General features: G+C 60.3%; 12 protein-coding genes. 10 read left to right on the top strand and 2 right to left on the bottom strand.

The annotated features are described in order from the left end of the window. Positions 1 to 72: 72 nt before the first annotated feature. The 8 genes from ACWA1Q_RS02655 (at position 73) to ACWA1Q_RS02690 (ending at position 9052) form a co-directional block, all read left to right on the top strand. Positions 73 to 1170, top strand: coding sequence for an N-acetyl sugar amidotransferase (locus ACWA1Q_RS02655; protein WP_463760752.1), 1098 nt, complete (start codon positions 73 to 75; stop codon positions 1168 to 1170). Further along, positions 1167 to 1796: an imidazole glycerol phosphate synthase subunit HisH gene (gene hisH, locus ACWA1Q_RS02660; protein WP_463759292.1), complete on the top strand. Its 630-nt coding sequence runs from the start codon at positions 1167 to 1169 to the stop codon at positions 1794 to 1796. The genes ACWA1Q_RS02655 and hisH overlap by 4 nt, the downstream gene beginning before the upstream one ends. Positions 1797 to 1837: 41 nt before the next feature. Then, a complete protein-coding gene (locus tag ACWA1Q_RS02665) occupies positions 1838 to 2560 on the top strand; it encodes a HisA/HisF-related TIM barrel protein (RefSeq protein WP_463759294.1) in 723 nt (240 codons plus the stop codon). A gap of 47 nt (positions 2561 to 2607) precedes the next feature. Continuing rightward, the gene (locus ACWA1Q_RS02670) at positions 2608 to 3909 is read left to right on the top strand and encodes a nucleotide sugar dehydrogenase (RefSeq protein ID WP_463759296.1); all 1302 of its coding nucleotides are present in this window, start codon (positions 2608 to 2610) and stop codon (positions 3907 to 3909) included. A gap of 53 nt (positions 3910 to 3962) precedes the next feature. Continuing rightward, complete coding sequence (locus ACWA1Q_RS02675) at positions 3963 to 5063, top strand: DegT/DnrJ/EryC1/StrS family aminotransferase (RefSeq protein ID WP_463759298.1); 1101 nt, start codon at positions 3963 to 3965, stop codon at positions 5061 to 5063. After that, positions 5063 to 6049 (top strand): Gfo/Idh/MocA family oxidoreductase, encoded by a 987-nt coding sequence (locus ACWA1Q_RS02680; RefSeq protein WP_463759300.1) that lies wholly within the window; start codon positions 5063 to 5065, stop codon positions 6047 to 6049. The genes ACWA1Q_RS02675 and ACWA1Q_RS02680 overlap by 1 nt, the downstream gene beginning before the upstream one ends. Before the next feature lie 55 nt (positions 6050 to 6104). After that, on the top strand, positions 6105 to 7892 hold the full coding sequence (locus ACWA1Q_RS02685; protein ID WP_463759301.1) for a DUF4012 domain-containing protein: 1788 nt from the start codon (positions 6105 to 6107) through the stop codon (positions 7890 to 7892). 137 nt (positions 7893 to 8029) lie between these two features. After that, positions 8030 to 9052: an LCP family protein gene (locus ACWA1Q_RS02690; RefSeq protein ID WP_463759303.1), complete on the top strand. Its 1023-nt coding sequence runs from the start codon at positions 8030 to 8032 to the stop codon at positions 9050 to 9052. Here ACWA1Q_RS02690 and ACWA1Q_RS02695 read toward each other — a convergent pair. After that, entirely contained in the window at positions 9049 to 11121 is a 2073-nt protein-coding gene (locus tag ACWA1Q_RS02695) for an acyltransferase family protein (RefSeq protein WP_463759304.1), read from the bottom strand. The genes ACWA1Q_RS02690 and ACWA1Q_RS02695 overlap by 4 nt on opposite strands. Positions 11122 to 11340: 219 nt before the next feature. Between ACWA1Q_RS02695 and ACWA1Q_RS02700 the strand changes: the two genes are divergently transcribed. Both ACWA1Q_RS02700 and ACWA1Q_RS02705 read left to right on the top strand, forming a co-directional pair. Continuing rightward, entirely contained in the window at positions 11341 to 12336 is a 996-nt protein-coding gene (locus ACWA1Q_RS02700; RefSeq protein WP_463759306.1) for an LCP family protein, read from the top strand. A gap of 215 nt (positions 12337 to 12551) precedes the next feature. Further along, the gene (locus ACWA1Q_RS02705; protein WP_463759308.1) at positions 12552 to 13298 is read left to right on the top strand and encodes a spermidine synthase; all 747 of its coding nucleotides are present in this window, start codon (positions 12552 to 12554) and stop codon (positions 13296 to 13298) included. Positions 13299 to 13550: 252 nt separating this feature from the next. Here the strand turns inward: ACWA1Q_RS02705 and ACWA1Q_RS02710 are convergent, their stop codons facing one another. Continuing rightward, a complete protein-coding gene (locus ACWA1Q_RS02710; protein ID WP_463759310.1) occupies positions 13551 to 15746 on the bottom strand; it encodes a metallophosphoesterase family protein in 2196 nt (731 codons plus the stop codon). Positions 15747 to 16084 lie beyond the last annotated feature (338 nt).

The raw sequence follows: 16084 nt of genomic DNA on the forward strand, positions 1-16084 counted from the left end.
TGGTCTCGGTCCACTTTCCAAGGAGATGTATTGATAGACGCTACCGACTACCAAGTTTGTGTGCGGTGCGTGATGGACACCTCGGATCCCTCAATTTTCTTTGACCAATCGGGTTTGTGTCGCTACTGCACTCACTTCGATTCGGCTCTCCGGGAAACAGTCGAAGCCGCGCAGCGCGGTGAACGAGAGCCCGAGTTGACGGCACTTGTGACGGAAATCAAGGCCGCGGGTAAGGGGAAGCCGTATGACTGCATCGTGGGTGTGAGCGGAGGGGTCGATAGCTCGTACGTTGCTCTGCGCGCGAAGGAACTCGGATTGCGCCCATTAGCTGTTCATTTCGATAGCGGATGGAACTCAGAGCTTGCGGTCAGCAACGTCGAGGGGATTGTTCAGAGACTGAATCTGGATCTCTACACAGACGTAGTCGATTGGCGTGAGATGAGAGACCTTCAACTCGCTTTCCTGCGATCGTCCGTTGCCAACTCCGATACGCCCACGGACCACGCGTTTCCTGCCGTTGCGTATCGACAAGCATCCAAGTACGGGATCAAGTACATCTTGTCTGGCAGCAATCTAGCGACGGAGTCGATTCTGCCGAAGGCGTGGGGATACAACTCGGCTGACGCAATGCAATTGCGAGATATTCACCGCCGGTTCGGCTCCGTTCGTTTGAAGAGCTACCCAGTCATGGGGGTGTTCTCGCGTTACCTTTGGTATCAACGTGTGCGGCGCATCCGCACAGTAAAGTTTTTGAACTACATGCCCTACGTCAAGGCTGAGGCGAAGAGTGCGATCAGTTCTCGGTTGGGGTGGCGTGACTACGGTGGAAAACACCATGAATCTGTTTTCACTCGATACTTTCAGGGCTACTATCTGCCCACCAAGTTCGGCTTCGACAAGCGGCGAGCACACCTCAGTTCTTTGATCCTCTCTAGACAACTATCGAGAGAGGAAGCACTCGAAGAATTAGATGTCGAACCCTATGACGCTGCTCTTCGAGAAAAGGACCATAAGTTCATAGCGAAAAAGCTGGGGATTGCGCCTCAGGAGTTAGCTGAACTCGTGCGCGCCGAGCCGCGGAGTTACAAGGAGTACCGCAACCAAGAGTGGCTGTTCGACGCACTCCTGGGGCTTCGCTCGCGCTTCTCAACGAAAGCAAAGGTCAGTTGAACGGTTCACAAGCGGTCGGCGTCGTCGACTACGGGGTCGGCAATCTGGGTTCCGTGCTTAATATGTTTCGACACATCGGAGTCGACGCTGAACTCGTGCGAACTCCCTACGAAATCGCTGGCGCCGCAAAACTGCTCTTACCCGGCGTCGGTTCCTTCGACCACGCAGTTCGGCGACTGACAGAATTAAATCTGTTCGACTCAATTCTTGAGTATGCGCACGGTGGCCGAGACGTTCTCGGAATATGCCTTGGGATGCAGCTTCTGCTTGACTCGAGCGAGGAAGGCGAGCTGCCCGGTCTCGGCCTGATCGCAGGACGAAGCCAACGGTTCTCCGTGGATCCGGCGCGGCGCAGGCGCATCCCACACATGGGGTGGAACACTGTGCAACCGCAAAATAGCAACCCCCTTCTGGCAGGCTTGGAGGCAGACAATCGGTTTTACTTCGTCCACAGCTACCACGCGGTTTGCGAGAATGCAGAAGATGAAGGAGGCGAAACTCTCTACGGACCTTCTTTCACCTCCATGGTCGGTCGGGACAATGTCTATGGAGCACAGTTTCATCCGGAGAAGAGCCACCATTTCGGTATGAAACTTCTCGCGAATTTCGCTGGATTGCCCGCGTGATGCCGCGCGTGATACCCGTTTTGCAACTCAGCGACGGATACTTGGTCAAGACAACGAAGTTTCGAAGGCCTCGTTATGTAGGTGACCCGATAAATGCGGTAAAGATCTTCAACGAGAAGCAAGTCGATGAACTGGTCGTAGTAGATCTCGACGCAACGAAGCGAGGTTCTCCGACGGACCTTGCAAGGCTGGAGGAGTTCGTCTCAGAGGCGTTCATGCCGGTGGCTTATGGCGGCGGAATCAGCAGTGTGAACGAAGCCACCGAAATACTCGCAGTCGGTATTGAGAAGGTGATACTCGGCACGGCTGCCTCTGACGATACGCACTTGATTAGAGAGATTGCAGACGCCGTTGGCTCCCAGAGCGTCGTCGTCAGTGTTGACGTGAATCGGGACAGGTTCGGGCGGCGACAAGTCTTGACTAACGGAGCCCGTCGCAAAACTGCTCATTCGCCTTTCGGCTGGGCGCAGAAAGCCGTGGAGTCAGGCGCGGGAGAACTGCTCATATCATCAGTCAATCGCGACGGTACCGGCGGCGGGTATGACCTGGACTTGATCGAGGAAATTGCCGGCTCACTCGACGTCCCCGTCGTCGCGCTCGGGGGCGCCGGGTCCTTCGAAGACGTCGAAAAGGTCATCCGCAGCGGGGCATCTGCCGCCGCTGCCGGGAGCCTGTTTGTGCTCAACGGCAAACACCGAGCGGTTCTGATTACATACCCAGATCCCGCAAGAATACGAAGTCTATCGAATCGTCTGGACGGTTGATCTCCGAAGAATCTGGGCCATCTACACCGTCACCTAGGATTGAGCCCATGCGTATTGCGGTTGTTGCTCTCGGAAAAATTGGTCTTCCTCTTGCTGTTCAGTTCGCGGATGCGGGCCACGAGGTGGTCGGGGTTGATGTGAACCCGGCCGCGGTTGACCTGGTGAACGCGGGGGTTGAACCGTTCCCGGGTGAGGCGCAGCTGCAGGAGAAGCTTTCTGCTCTGGTGCCCGCCGGGAGGTTGCGGGCGACGACGGAGTACGCGGATGCGATCCCGGGTGCTGACGCTGTCGTGCTTGTTGTGCCGTTGTTTGTGAATGATGAGACGTGGGCGCCGGACTTCGCCTGGATGGATGCTGCGACGCGGTCGCTTGCGGAGCACCTGACGCCGGGGACTCTGGTGTCGTATGAGACCACGTTGCCGGTGGGGACGACCAGGACCCGGTGGAAGCCGATGCTCGAGGAGGGTTCCGGGTTGGTCGAGAGCACCGATTTCCATCTGGTGTTCTCCCCGGAACGGGTGCTCACCGGTCGGGTGTTCGCTGATCTGAAGAAGTACCCGAAACTCGTCGGTGGTCTCAGCGTTGAGGGTGCGCGCCGGGCAACGGAGTTCTATGAAGCGGTGTTGACGTTTGATGAGCGTCCGGACCTGGCGCGGCCGAACGGGGTCTGGGACCTCGGGTCTGCTGAGGCGGCGGAGATGGCGAAGCTGGCCGAGACGACGTACCGGGATGTGAACATCGGGTTGGCGAACCAGTTCGCGTTGTTCGCTGACACCGTCGGCATCGACGTGTATTCGGTGATCGAGGCGTGTAACTCGCAGCCGTATTCCCACATTCACAAGCCGGGTATCGCTGTTGGTGGGCACTGCATCCCGGTGTATCCGCGGTTGTACCTCTCGACCGATCAGGATGCTGAGATCGTCCGCACGGCGCGGACGTTGAACGCGTCGATGCCGGAACGTGTGGTCGAGCAGGCCGCGAATGTTCTCGGGAACCTGACCGGGATGCGTGCTGTTGTGCTCGGGGCGGCATACAGGGGTGGGGTGAAGGAGACCGCGTTCTCCGGAGTGTTCCCGACGGTGGAGGCGCTCACCGCGCGTGGCGCTGAGGTGCTGGTCCACGACCCGCTGTACTCGGATGAGGAACTGGGCCGGTTCGGGTTCACCCCGTACGACATCGGCCAGCCGGTGGACCTCGCGATCGTTCAGGCCGACCACGCCGACTACAAAACGTTGACCGCTGCCGACCTGCCCGGCATCCGCCTGCTCGTCGATGGCCGTAACACCACCAGCGCCGACGCGTGGGTCGGAACACCCCGCCTCGTCATCGGCGCCGGCGGCACACACTAGTTTTCGTCGCACCTGCGACATCAGTTCGAGCAAGTAAAAGGGGAACGCTCATAATGTCCAAGAATTTCATTCCTCCGGCGAGGCCGATTATTGGTGATGAGGAGCGCGAGGCGGTTGATCGTGTTCTTCGTTCTGGGATGGTTGCTCAGGGTCCTGAGGTGGCGGCGTTTGAGGCTGAGTTCGCTGAGGTGATGGTGCAGGGTCGGGCGAGTGTCGCGGTGAACTCTGGCACGTCCGGTTTGCACCTCGGTCTTCTTGCCGCCGGTATCGGCGCGGGCGATGAGGTGATTGTGCCGTCGTTCACTTTTGCGGCGACGGCGAACTCGGTGGCGTTGACCGGGGCGACTCCGGTGTTTGTGGATATCGAACCGGACCAGTTCACTCTGGACCCGGTCGCGGTTGAGGCGGCGATCACCAGCCGGACGAAGGCGATCATGCCGGTGCATTTGTATGGGCACCCGGCGCATTTGCGTGAGTTGGTGGCGTTGGCGGAGAAGTACGACCTGGATGTGTATGAGGATGCGGCTCAGGCGCATGGTGCTGAGCTGGATGGTAAGCGGGTGGGGTCGTTTGGTCGGTTCGGGATGTTCAGCCTGTATCCGACGAAGAACATGACCAGTGGTGAGGGTGGGATGGTGACCTGTGACAGTGACGAGTTCGTCCGCCGGGTGAAGCTGTTCCGTAACCAGGGTATGGAGACCCAGTACCAGAACGAGGTTGTCGGGTTGAACAACCGGATGACGGATATTCATGCGGCGATCGGCCGGGTGCAGTTGACGAAGGTTGGTGGGTGGACGAAAACCCGTCAGGAGAACGCTGCGTTCCTGGATGCGAACCTTGAAGGTGTGATCGTGCCTCCGGTTGCTGAGGGTGCTGTGCATGTGTATCACCAGTACACGATTCGGGTTCCGGAGGACCGTGACGGGTTCGTTCAGGCGTTGAAGGACGAGCACCAGGTCGGTAGCGGTGTGTATTACCCGGTACCGAATCACCGGTTGCCGTCGTTGACGCATCTCGCGCCCGGGCTCGACCTGCCCGAAACAGAGCGCGCCGCCGCCGAGGTGGTGTCGTTGCCGGTGCACCCGTCACTGTCGCAGGACGACCTGGAACGGGTTGTCGCCGCGGTGAATACTGTGGTGAAGGCGGGCGCCTGATGGCTGAGTTGCGGGTGGGGTTGCTCGGTGTTGGCCAGATGGGTCGGCACCACGCCCGGGTGCTGAGGGAGTTGCCCGGGGTGGATCTGGTCGGGATCGCTGACCCGGGCGGGGACCCACATAATGTCGCCGGGAAGCTTGATGTTCTGCCGGATATAGATGCGTTGATCGGTGTCGGGATCGACATGGCTGTTGTCGCGGTGCCGACGGCGTTCCACGAGGCGGCGGCGTTGAAACTTGCCGACGCGGGCGTTCACACCCTGGTCGAGAAACCGATCGCGCACTCGGTCGAGGCCGGACAGCGGATGGTCGACGCGTTCGCCAACAAGGGCCTGATTGGTGCTGTTGGTCATATTGAACGGTTCAACCCGGCGTTGCAGGAGTTGCGTCGCCGGATCGAGGCCGGGGACCTGGGCGAGGTGTATCAGATCGCGACGCGTCGTCAGGGGCCGTTCCCGTCCCGGATCGCTGATGTCGGGGTCGCGAAGGACCTCGGTTCGCACGACGTTGATTTGACGGCGTGGGTGGCGCAGTCGCCGCACAAGACGATCTTCGCGCAAACAATGTTGAAGAGCGGGCGGGAGTACGAGGACATGATCCTCGCCACCGGCCGGTTGGAGAACGGTGTGATCGTGAACCATGTCGTGAACTGGCTCTCGCCGATGAAGGAACGGATCACGATCGTCACCGGTGAACGTGGTGCGTATGTTGCCGACACGAACTCCAGCGACCTGACCTTCTACGCCAACGGCACCATCCCGACCGAGTGGGAGTACATGTCCGCGTTCCGCGGTGTGTCCGAGGGGGATGTGACCCGGTTCGCGATCGCGAAACGTGAACCGCTCCGGGTTGAACACGAAGCCTTCCGCGACGCGGTTCTGGGTTTGCGTACCGATGTTGTCACGATGAAAGAAGGCTTGCGCACCCTCGCTGTCGTCGAAGGCATCATCGACTCCGCCAGAACAGGCAAGTCGGTCGAGTTCTAGACACTTTTGGCTATGAAACTTCGGGTGGTGAGCAATGGGGCGACGAGGTAAACCTATGCATGTATCCAGACAGCCACTCCTGAAGAGTGCACGGTTATGGATTCCCGCAGGGCTCCTTCTCTTCCTCCTCGTCGCTGCCGGGTTGCTTGCGCTAAATCTCATACCCAAAGGACTTGACGCAAAAAGCGAACTGGAGGCGGCTCTCCCATTGGCATCGCAGGTTCAGAAAGAACTGCTGGCTGGGGACTCGACGGCAGCCGAATCCACTGCGGCGGCCCTCAAGAAACACACTTCTAGCGCGCGTGCCTCGACCCAAGGGCGGGTCTGGGCGGTCATTGAGAATGCGCCGATTATCGGGCCTAATCTGAAGGCGACCCGAATCATCTCAGAAACTGTGGACGATCTCGCTGCCGATGCTCTCTTGCCCGCGACCACAATCAGCTTAGACTCTCTCAAGCCGGTGGATGGTCGATTCGATGTCGAAGCGCTCAGCGCCGTCCGCACGTTGCTGAGCAGCACAATCACGTCCGTAGATGTCGCGGTGCAACGCCTCGAGAATTTGGAAACTGGGCAACTGCTACCTCAGTTGCAAAGCGGGGTAAAGAAGCTTTCCACGACGCTCGCAGAGGTTCGTCCCATGCTAGCCGCACTTGAGCAGCCTCTGTCGGTGCTGCCGGACGCCCTCGGAGCGACAGGCCCACGGAATTATCTGATGATCTTTCAAGGCAATTCGGAAGCTCGAGCTTCGGGGGGCAACCCTGCAGCGATGACGCTTCTAAGCGTGGTGGATGGAAAAATTGATATCGCGCAGCAAGCATCCAGCGGCGATTTCAAGAACAATCGGCCAGACTCCGTGATCACGCTCGACGCTGAAACCGAGCGCATCTACTCAGACATCGTCGGCAAGTGGATCCCGAACATCACTGCCACGCCACACTTTCCGACAACGGTGGAACTCGTGAAGGCCTACTGGGAAGAAGAGTTTGGCACCGAAACCCCTATTGACGGAGTCATTTCTTTCGACCCAGTTGGATTGAGCTATCTGCTCAAGGCGACCGGCCCCGTGACTTTGATCACCGGCGAGGAGTTGTCGGGGGATAACGCCGTGCAGGTCCTGCTGAATGAGGTGTATTTCCGCTACGAGAAAGGTCCACAGCAGGACACCTTTTTCGCGGCAGCCGCGGTATCAATATTTGACGCGCTTAAGTCGGGAACGGGCGATACAAAGCTTCTGCTCGACGCGGTGGCAAAGTCCGTGAATGAAGGGCGTTTGAAGATGTGGAGCGCCAACGAGCCTGAGCAGGATCTCATCGCCGGAACACGGCTCGAGGGTACTCTGCCAGCCAGCAACACTGACCGGACAACGGTTGGCGTCTATTTCAATGACACGACAGGGTCCAAGATGGACTACTACGTTGATGCTTCAGTCAGCTCGACCACGACCCAATGCGATCCTGCTGGCAGCGCCCCGAGCTGGACAACCGACGTGACCCTTAAGAATCTCATCACGCGTGAACAGGCTGCGGATCTGCCTGCTTACATCACCGGTCCGTATTATCAGCCGGGCTTTATTGCCACAGATTTCGTGGTTTATGGTCCTGTAGGCGCCGCCATAAGCTCGTGGCAGGTTAACGGTCAAGATGTAGCGGCAGTAAGTGAAGGCACGCATCTCGGAAGGCCCGTCGTGCGGATTAACCGCGTCATTGCTCCGGGAGAGTCGGTGACTGTCAGTTATCAGATGACTGGGGCGGCGGACCTCGAGTACGGTCCGCTCGAGGTGCAAACGACACCAATGGTTCGTCCGACCCCCGTTTCCATCGACGCTCCTGGGTGCGAGGAATAGGACGGCTTCTTCCGGAACCAGTTCGCGGAGCGCATTGGTTCTGTGGCCGACCTGGTGCGTTTCAACGGCTAGGTCTCTAAATCGGGTCACCGGTACTGGGGGTCTGGTCATGCCCCTTAGCCCGGTGAACGTGAAGGTTGGTCTGCTTTGATGAGTCAGTGACGTTTCCTTTCGAGTTCAAAGAACAGCCCGTGCGCAAGAGCCACGGACTCCGCAATTTCCTGATCTTGATTGCTTCCCTCCTGGTGATTGCGGTCGCTGTGGTTGGCGTCTACGTGGTCAACCTGTCCAGCACATTCGACAGCGCCAAGAAGATCGCCGTGGAAGAGGTGTTTCCCGAGGAAACGACGCGGCCAGCCGTCGCGGAAAACAAATCGCAGAACATCCTCTTGATGGGTTCGGACAAGCGGGGCGAGCTCTCCGGCGACATCGACGACGTCAAAGGCAGTCGCTCTGACACCATGATGGTGGTTCACATCTCATCGGATCGGGACAGCGTCCACGTGATGTCGATCATGCGGGACAGCTGGGTAGATATCCCGGGTCACGGCAAGGCGAAGATGAACGCCGCTCTCGCCTACGGGGGCGTGCCGCTCGCGGTGCAGACCATCGAAGGACTGATCGGCTCCCGCATCGACCGCATTGCGATCGTGGACTTCGATGGCTTCAAAGGCGTCACCAACGCACTCGGCGGCGTGGAGGTCGACAATCCGATTGCTTTCAAGTCCTTCGAACAGGGACTCAACACACTGAACGGCGACGAAGCGCTCCAGTTCGTTCGGGAACGCAGCTCGTTCGCCGACGGCGACTACCAACGCGTTCGGAACCAGCAGATTTACATCAAGGGCGTGCTGCGCAAGATCCTCAGCGCGGAGACCCTGACCAATCCGGTGACCATCAACAACCTGGTTTCGTCAATGGCTCCGTACCTAACGGTGGACTCGGGATTCTCCTCTACCTATGCAGGCAGCCTCGGATTCGAGCTTCGCGACATCCGCATGGCCGATATGAAGTTCTTCACGATGCCGACCCTCGGAACCGGGACGCAGGGCGATCAGTCCGTCGTCAACGTCGACTGGGAACAGGTCGCCGTCATCAAGCAGCACTTCCTGGACGACTCTCTCTCGGAGTATGAAGTTCCGGTGCGCCCAGTGGACTAAGGCTGTTCTTGAGCTTTGGCCATGATTTCTTGCAGCCCCTTTTTCAGCGCTGGTGCAAGGCCTTGAGCGAATGTCGCTGTGAGGTGATGACTGTCGCGGTAGATGAGACGGTCGTCCACAATCGCCGGACAAAATGACAGCGAGCAGAACTCACCTGTCAGATCAAGAAAGTACCCGCCAGCCGCGACAGTCGAGATGCGCTCTTGCGCGCTTAAGTTTGGCCACAGTGCCTCTGGCAGTTCAGCACCACATGCAAGGGCGGTCCGCAGATTCGCCGACAGGCAGACGGGCGGCGAAATGTCGAAATGCGGAGTGTCAGCCAGCACGACGACATCAGAGTGTAGGGCAAGGTCTTCAACGGTCAGCCCAAGCGAACTCCCCCAGCGCTCGTTGAAAGCAACTCTCTTCGGGTCGCCGGCGCTTTCGGCGAAGTTAGCAAGTATCACCAGATCAGGTGGGTTGGCCTGCAGTAAACCTATAACGCCTTCTCGCCATCGGTCGCACTCGACGTAGGGTTTGCCGTTCAACGATGTCGATACACGGACGGATGGACACCCACTCTTCGTATGGTTTCTTAGCTCTATCTCTTCGGATTCAGCGAGCTTCGAAAGTGCCGGATACCACTGCGCTGCATGCGAGTCCCCGAATAGCGCGATGCTTACGGGGGCATCGGGCGGTCCGACTACGCAGCCTTGCGGATTAGTTTCGACCCATTCAAGATGGCACCCCGATAGGTAGATCGCGGGATTGTCCGCACTAGCCTCGCGCAGGCCAGGCGAAAGGTTGGTTGGCACAAATCCTGTCGCCGCTAGTTCGGAAACGCGACTATGCGAGGGAGCGGGGCCTCCCGAATGCAATGGTCGCGAATCCATCCACCGAGCCCCAGAAAGCAAAACGAGCGCGACGATGACCGTGACAGCGATTGTTGTGATGACAGTCACTCGGGGCCGTCGGTCCGTAAGAACAGTCCAGTTGCGCGCAGGACGCTCGACTGCTGTGTAGCTGACCCAAGCGATCGGGATGGATGCCGCTGCGAGAAGCAACGTGAAATGCAGGGGCAGCGCCTGCCTGTCGCTGTAGATGATCTGTGGCATGACGAGCATCGGCCAGTGGACAAGATATAACGAGAAGGAAATCGCACCGATGAACCGTAGAGGCTTCCACCGCAGAACTCGGGTCGAAAATGACCGCGATCCGTGTCTCGATCCGGCGAGAATCAGCAGTGAAGTCGCTGTTACCGGCAGAAGAGCGGCGACGCCGGGAAAGGGAGTTTGATCGTTGAACCCTACGGCGCTACCGAACAGCCCCGCAAATCCCAGCGCTCCAAAGACGGAGGTCCACGCATGGTCCAACCTGAACCGTGTTGAAGTCACCACGAACGCTACGAGGCCACCCGCGGCAAACTCCCATGCTCTGGTCGGCATCATGAAAAAGGCCCAAGGTTGTGATCTTTCCGTGAGCCACACGCAAAGCGCCAACGAAATCACGAAGGTCGCCATCAGGGTGATTAGAACGCCGTGCGGTGATTTTCGAAAAATTACAAAGCCCAGTAGAAGCAGAAATGGCCAGAACAGGTAGAACTGTTCTTCGACACCGAGCGACCAGTAATGCTGAAACAAGGAAGGGTTCGGATCGGAAAGATAGTCGACGTTAGCTTGAGCGAAGCGGAAATTCGGCACGTAAAGCACGGTAGAAAGAGCGTCCTTTAGGACAGGACTCAAGATGAGCGGCGGTATCAGAATCAACGCAGCGATAGAGGTGAGTACCAAGACCGCGGTAGACGCGGGGATGATCCGGCGGATTCTCTTGGCGATGAATGTCGGCAGCGAGATCCTGCCGGTCGATCCTAGTTCCGTGAGCGCATGTGCGGTGATCAAAAAACCTGAAATGACGAAAAAGACATCTACGCCGACAAATCCTCCCGTGAGCCCTGGCAGGCCAGCGTGGTAAAGGACCACCATCAACACAGCAAGGCCGCGAAGTCCTTGAATGTCCAGTCGGAATCCGACAGATTTCGATCCTAAGGTCGACTCTCCGGCGACGGGGAGTAATCGTTCGCGGATAGCCACACTGTGAAGCATAGACAGCGCGGGTCCAAGGTACGAACTGACGGGCTGCGATTCTAAATGACCGCAGCGCCTGCGGGATTGACAGGGCCCCGTAATGGTCCTGCTTCCATCACAGAACTAGCCGGTAGCGGCGTCTTGCTGGGCTGCTATGCCCGGGAGAGAAGGATCGGATGAGGGTAAGGGGTCGTCGGAGGGTGATTCATCTGGTTGGATACCAAGATGAGCCTTCCTCAGGATTATCTCGCGACGCCGCCGCCACCACGGCGGTTCCGGTTTCCGTTGCGCACTGTGTTGATTGTCACCGGGGTTTTTCTCGTCGTGGTGCTGGCGGCGCTCGGCGCTTACGCCTATGGCCTGTCTGCGTCGTTCGACAGCGCTAAAAAGTTCGAGAATTCTTTCCCTGCAGAAGCCGATCGTCCGGCGGCTACCGGTGATGCTTCGCAGAACATTTTGCTCATTGGTTCTGACGCGGGCAGCCCCGGCTCTGACGCCAGCGACATTGAAGGCACCCGCTCCGACACCTTGATGGTGATCCATGTCTCGGGAGACCGCGAAAGTGTCCATGTGATGTCGATCATGAAGGACAGCTGGGTCGAGATTCCGGGCCATGGTCAGGATCGTCTGAATGCTGCTCTCGTTCTGGGCGGCGTTCCGCTCGCTGTGCAAACGGTCGAGGGGGTGCTCGACGCTCGTATCGACCGCGTTGCGAGCGTCGACTTCGAGGGCTTTGCCGGGATCACCGACGCCCTCGGGGGAGTGGAAGTGAACAACGAGGTTCCGTTCCGTTCCTTCGAAAAGGGGCCGATCACGCTCAACGGGAAGCAAGCCCTCGAGTACGTCCGAGAGATCGAATCGTTCACCGATGGCGATCTTCAGCGGCTCCGCAACCAGCAGGCTTTCGTGAAAGGCCTCATGGCCAAGTTCCTCAGTGCGGAGACTCTGACCAACCCTGGCAAGATCACCGAGCTCATGTCGGCAGCTACTCCATACCTCGAAGTCGACAGCGGGTTCTCCTCCGGGTACGCGGTCGGGCTTGGCTTCGAGCTGCGTAACCTCCGGACGGATGACGTCACGTTCTTCACCCTGCCCGTCATCGGGCCCGCGGACCATGACGGAGAGATCGCGATCGACGTCGACTGGAACCAGGTCGCCGTTGTTCGGGACCACTTCCGTGCAGACACTCTCGACGAGTACCAGCCGGTCGCGCAACCTTAGGGGCGATGGGGGCGGCGCGTCTCGATACGCTCGCTTCGCTCGCTACTCGACGAACGGGAGGGAAGGCGAGCTACTCGACGAACGAGGGAGGTGGGCGGCGCGTCTCGATACGCTCCCTTCGCTCGCTACTCGACGAACGGGAGGGGCAGCGCCGCGTCTCGATACGCTCGCTTCGCTCGCTACTCGACGAACGAGGGAGGGCGGCGCGTGGGAGCATGGGGCATGCGCACTTTCTCCCGAACCTCCGGCATCCGATGAGCCTCCGGTTCGAAGAGCTCGCCTGGCAGGAGACCCCGCTCGGCGAGGTCAGCCTCCGCCGCCGGCACGACCCGGCTCTCGCCGTCGACATCTACGAGGTCAAGCTCGGCGACGAGTTCCTCATGTCGAGCCTGTTCCCCGTCGCCGAGATCGAACTCGCCCACCTCGGCCTCGCTGCCGTCGACGGTGATGCCCTCACCGTCGTCGTTGGCGGGCTCGGCCTCGGCTACACCGCCGAAGCAGTGCTCACCCATGACCGGGTCGCCAGCATGACCGTGGTCGATGCCCTCGACGCGGTCATCGACTGGCACCAGCGCGAGCTGCTGCCGGTGTCAACTCCCATCGTGACGGATGCTCGCACTCGCCTCGTCCACGGCGACTTCTTCGCACTCATGCGGGCGGAGCCGGCATCCGATTCGCGGTTCGACGCGATCCTCGTGGACATCGACCACTCGCCACGGCATTTGCTCAACGAGAACTCAGTGGGCTTCTACACGGTGGAAGGAATCCGCCAGGCGGCCGCGCACCTCGAGCCGGGGGGAGCGTTCGCGCTCTGGTCGGACGACCCGCCCGACGACGCGTACACGGCGCTCCTGGCTGAGGTGTTCGGCACTGTCGATGCCCATGTGGTGTCGTTCGCCAACCCGCTCACCGGCGGCACGTCTGCGAACACGGTGTACGTGGCATCAGGGCTGCTCAGCTAGCTCTGGCGCGGCATCCGTGGTTCAGAGTTGGGGGGCATCGATTAAGCAGTAGATGCTCTTGAATCTGGGTTTTTTGAGCATCTACTGCTTAATGGGTGCTTCAGCTCACTGAGTGTGGCCGGGCGCCTCGATGGCCGATCGAACTTGCAGTAGAGGCCCTAAAAATCACGTTTTTTGGGCCACTACTGGCATCTCGCTGCGCACGATGACGCCCCCGCGAGACCGTGCTCGTGGGGGCGTCATCGTGAAGCTCTAGGCCTTCGCCCGCGGGCGACGCCACCACCAGAGGCCGGCACCAGCGGCCACTGCGGCGAGTGCGGCGCCGATCATGCCGAGAACGTTGGTGTTCGAACCGGTGTTGGCGAGATCGTCTGCGGAGTTCGCGGGATCTGTGGCATCCGTCGGGTCGTCATTGGAACCGTCCGTACCGTCGGTGCCGTCGGGCAGAGCAGGCGTCGTCGGCTCGGGTGACGGTGCCGGCTCGGGCTGCTCGGTCGGTTCGGGCGAGGGCTCGGGCGACGGTGCCGGTGCGGGAGCGGCGTTCGCGTCCATCACCTGGCCGTCGGCGTCGAGGTAGACGACACGCTCACCCGAGGTCATCTCGCGCCGCTCGACGCTCGCCAACTCGTAGTCGGCATCGAGAACCGGGAACACAGCGACCGGGGTCATGGTCATCGTTGCTGCCGGGATCTCACCGGATGCGAGGGCGTCACCGGAGTACGGCTCGATCCAGATGTCGAGGTGACCGTAGTGCTTGCCACCGGATACCAGCTGCTTGACGCCGTTGGCATCCGTCTTCCACATCTCGGGCTCGTCGAGGTGCGCCATCCAGTCGGAGGCAGTGTTGAAGCGGTACGGCGCGAAGGTGCCGTCTTCGAGCTCAATCATCTTCTCGCCGCGGAGGCCGTCGGATGCCACACCGACGTCCCAGTGCCAGACGCCCGTTCCGTCACCGGCTTCGTCGACGTACGACGCTTCGAACATCTCATCGTGGCCGGAGATCACGGTCGAGACACCGTACTTCTCGAGCATCGGAGTGACGATGCGCATCGGGGTGCCCGGCTGGTCGTCCGGGTGGTCGTTACCCATGGTGGTGCCGTGCACGCCATTCGAATAGGCGACGTGATGCCACTGCACGACGATGGTCTGCCCCTTCGACCGGGCATCCTTCAGCTGCTCTTCGAGCCAGACATATTGCTCAGAGCCCGGGTGGAACGCGGGCTGGTCTGGCTGCGCGCCCTCCGCGATCCAGCCGTTCTCGATCGCGACGGGGAAGTCGCGCTGGTACTCCGCAAGCGTGAATGACCCCTGCGTGTCTGTGCCGTACTGGTCGGGTGTGAGGGTCGAGTCGTCGCCGACAGAGGCCTCAGAGTCGGGTGCCGTGTCGACCGTCGCGTCGGGTGAGCCGTTCGTGGCATCCACCGAGATCACGGTCACCGGGCCGTAGTCGACCCGGTGGTAGGCGTCGAGGGCGTGCGGGTTGTCTGATCCGAACGTGTCGAAGTACTGGTTGTACTCCATGCGCGAGCGCACGACCAGGGAGCGGTCATCCGGAGTGCCGTAGCCATAGACCTCATGGTTGCCCAGCGAGGTGATCAGCGGAACGGAGTCGAGCAGGTTGCCGTTGTCGCCGGCGAAGTAGCGGAAGAACTCGTCCCAGTGCGTCTGGCTCGAACCCCGCTCGACGAGGTCGCCCGCGAGAAGGAGGAGGTCCGGTTTCTGCTCCGCGATGATCTCGTTGTTGAGCCGCATCGCCACGTCTTCGGTGAGCATGTAGTTGAGCGCGTAGGCACCGTTGCGGGTGCCGCCGCCAAACGTGGCATCCCACGCCGAACCCGCCTCTGGTCTCTCCTCGGAACCGGGGGCAAGCGTGATTGTCTGCTCCCACTCGCGGTTCGTGACCCGGCCCTTGGGGTCTGTTTCGGAGTCGGCGTACGCGATGACGTGGATCGGTTCGGTGAATCCTTCGCCGAATGACGGTGAGGCGGAGAACGTGGCGTCGTGGGCGTATCCGTCGACAACGACGCGGTACTCGTACTCGGCGCCGGGGGTGAGGCCTGTGATGGTGTGGCTGTACTTGAATGGCTCGTCTGCGCGGATCCACTCACCCTGCGGAACGACGGTTCCGCGCCCGTTGTCGAAGGCTCCCTGTGTGAGCTCCGACTCCTGGTATCCGTTCACCGGGTTCTGCACGCCGCGAACGGTTGCTGTGGCCGTGCCGCCCGCGAGGCCGGGGCCTGTCACCGTGATCTCTGCGTCCGTACCGAGCTCGGTGAACCAGTTGATCGTCATCTCGGTCGCTGCCGGCTTCTGCAGATACGGCAGAATGCGGAATCCGGCACGCGGGTCAGGTGCAACGGTCCGTCCATCGACGACCGTGGGGCTGGTGTTGATCGACGCGAGGGCCGGGGACTCGAGTGACGGCTGCTCTCCGGCTGCGGATGCCATCGGTACAGCTCCAATCGAAAGCGCGGTTCCGAGCGCGAGAGTGAGAGTGAGCGCGCGTGTGCGGCGGCGGTTGCGGTTGTGAGTGCGGTGGTGCGGGGTCAACGTGATCCTGTCTTCGATGGTAGCTGTCCCCACAACCTACGGATGCTCCGGTTTCGACGTGCCGCGTGAGACTGAGAGTTCACTCGGGCGTCGGGAGAGGTTCACCGGGGAGGTGCCGTCGGGTGCCTGTCGTGCGGTCGCGAACGGGGATTCCTCCACAGGTGGGATTTTTCAGATAGTTATCCCCATCGGGCTTTTCTCGGCTATTTTGGCATCCGGAAATGTCGGTGGTGGGG

Source organism: Mycetocola sp. TRD_SC_2 (genome assembly GCF_055361225.1).